Annotated in this window: 3 protein-coding genes; all 3 read left to right on the top strand. The window is 46.3% G+C overall.

The window, feature by feature from the left end; translation table 11 throughout:
• Positions 1-1107: pre-toxin TG domain-containing protein (locus CSQ89_RS23020; protein WP_199065766.1), on the top strand; the 1107-nt coding region annotated here is incomplete at its 5' end.
• Between the two features lie 7 nt (positions 1108-1114).
• Positions 1115-1747 (top strand): hypothetical protein, encoded by a 633-nt coding sequence (locus tag CSQ89_RS21030; RefSeq protein WP_099407926.1) that lies wholly within the window; start codon positions 1115-1117, stop codon positions 1745-1747.
• A 204-nt stretch (positions 1748-1951) separates the two neighbouring features.
• Complete coding sequence (locus CSQ89_RS23960) at positions 1952-2473, top strand: P-loop NTPase fold protein (RefSeq protein WP_099407925.1); 522 nt, start codon at positions 1952-1954, stop codon at positions 2471-2473.
• Positions 2474-2515: the final 42 nt, after the last annotated feature.

The raw sequence follows: 2515 nt of genomic DNA, 5'->3' as shown, positions 1-2515 counted from the left end.
CTCAAGGAGTGCGAACAAAACCAGTGCGATCAGACTGCAAAAGACAAGCTGGTTGACGACTACGCCAAACGCTCGGCCCAGCATAACGCTGAACTGGCAGCCTGTAAGGACGATGCCTGTCTGAATGCACACCGACGCGAAATAGCAGAAGCAGCAAAGGCATCAGATGCATTGCGGCAGATTGATCAGCTTTCCGACGCCAGCCAGGGTATGCAGCGTTTAACCGCGATGCAAAAGACAGACAATGCCTTGCTGGCAGGGCAACAAAGGATAACGAACCTTAAACAAGAAGCCCGCACGTTGGGGCAATTTGCCAAGAATCATTGCCAGGGGCTAAGTGATGCCCAATGCGCGGGCAAGCTTGATACGGCTCTCAAAAGCAATACTCAGCTTGGTGTCGCCCTCGCCACGATGACACCGTTGGTTGGCGAAGCGGACTCGATCAAAACCGTGCTAACCGGTACCGACCTGAACGGCGAGGAAGCCAGCCGACTGCTAGGTGTATTGGGTGTGTTGACCGGTGGTGCGGCACAGAAAGTTGGCAAGGGGATTGGTGCGGCAATCGATGCCGGCAAGACGGTCGATAAGGTGGGGGAAGCGGGTAGAATAGTCGCACATGAAGCCGACAATGTTTCCAGTACAGCAAAAGCTACTAGGTCCGTAGATGACCTTTTGCCCAATGGAAAGGTACCAAGTACACGCGGTGGCGAGTTTTCTCGATGGTTCGATGAATTGTCTGATGTAGAACTGAATACCTTATGGGAAAATAAAACTATTCGCGAGTCAATTGAGACAAGAATTCGCCAACCTGGTGGTTTACATGAGTGGTGTATGGTCTGTAGAGCGCCAGAATTCAAAAGCTGGGGGGTCAGTATGGATGAAATCCAGCGATTCAGAACGAAAACAACAGAGTTAAAATGGACAAGTCCTATTGATGGTAAACATGGCGGGCATGGTGCCCATGCCTCAGGTGCTTTCCATAATGAATTGAAGGCCGTTATTGACAACAGCAAATCATTAGATGATTTTAATTCTGGAATAATTAGACTAAGGGATAGATGGAAAATTGATCCAAACCTACTTCCATCTCTTCCAAGGAAAAGGTAGAAATATCATGAGCACGCTATTGGCCGACTGGTGTAGTTTTTGTGAGGAAGGTGTTGACTTTGATAAATCGCACTTTCTTGGCTTATTTAAAGAACATTCTGATTATTCAGAGCTAAAAAAAATATTTAGCTTCTTTCCTTCTGGGGAAGAGATGGCTCTTGTGGCAAAACAGGTTTTAGATGCGGGAACTCTAGAAAATTGCTTGTATCTATTACCTACTGATAAAAACAAAGGCAGTCAGGCAGAATTGTTGGCTACTGCAACAAAATGGCTAAATGAGCTGTCGCGTTTCTGCAAAATTACAAATAATGATGAGTTATATATCATTGCCATGAATGCACAAATTATCTATACAGAAAGAGATTTGGTTGATGTGGCACTAAAGTCTGACATTCCAGAATGCTGGATGCATGAGTTTATTGGCGATCAAGTAAGAGAAGCTAGAATCCTCTCTTCAGATGCAACATATGCTTTGTTTGAAGCACTATATGGGATCGCTGCCAATTATTATTTGGCATGGCACATAGGAAAGCCTTTAATTAATCTCGATATCGATTTCACATATTATTTTGAATTTTGGCGCCTTGGAGGGGTGAGTGCATTAAGCCATAATGAATTATTGGTTTCGCATTTTAATTAAAATCCTATTGATTACTGTGGCACAGCGAGTCCAAATGCATATTCTATTAACCCGGCAATTTAATACCCCAAGATCGCTTATGCGGCGGATTTGGGGTATTAAATTGCCGGGTTAATATAGCAAAGTGGTATCCAAATCCAGTCCACATCAAAGATAATGTAAGGCCTGCAGCACCTTTAGTGCTGCGAGGGGGAGAGATACGCAGTGTGGTCAGACAACGAAACGACTGTTGATTATTTGAATTTTGGAGTGGTAGCCGACGCGTGTACAAAGCTTCTACAGCAAGCTAAAGGAATGCCAATTTCAATCGGCGTTTCTGGTGGCTGGGGAGCCGGAAAAACATCGCTGGTCAAGATGATCGAAGGACGGTTGAAACAATCAGCTGTCCCAGGTCAGAACTCATACGTCCTCGTCACCTTTAACCCTTGGCTGTATCAAGATTTCGAAGGAGCGCGCAGCGCACTCCTCCAACTCGTGGGCGACGAAGTTCTACGGCTTGCAGCAAGTGACGAGACGCTTCTAAAGAAGGCTAAGCGCCTTTTGAAGCGCATTAACTTTCTTCGGATAGCGCAGCTAGGTGGTGAGGTCGCGGCTACCTTGTACACAGGCATACCCATTGGACCTTTTGGCAAGGCTATTCTCGGGCCTGTCAGTAATTTCGTGTTCAGGGCATATCATGCTCCCAAGGAGAGTGTATGCCTCGCAAACAGAAAACCCAGCCCATAGCCTTGCCCTCGATTTCCGCCGAACTGCTGGAACAATTCGGCA

It is taken from the genome of Chitinimonas sp. BJB300, from assembly GCF_002735695.1.
Taxonomy (GTDB): domain Bacteria; phylum Pseudomonadota; class Gammaproteobacteria; order Burkholderiales; family Chitinimonadaceae; genus Chitinimonas.
Note: the sequence above shows the minus strand (reverse complement) of the source record. Positions and strands in the feature narration are given on the sequence as shown.

Coding starts and splice junctions, on each gene's coding strand:
- CSQ89_RS21030 (WP_099407926.1), top strand. CDS start 1,115: ATGAGCACGCTATTGGCCGACTGGTGTAGTTTTTGTGAGGAAGGTGTT.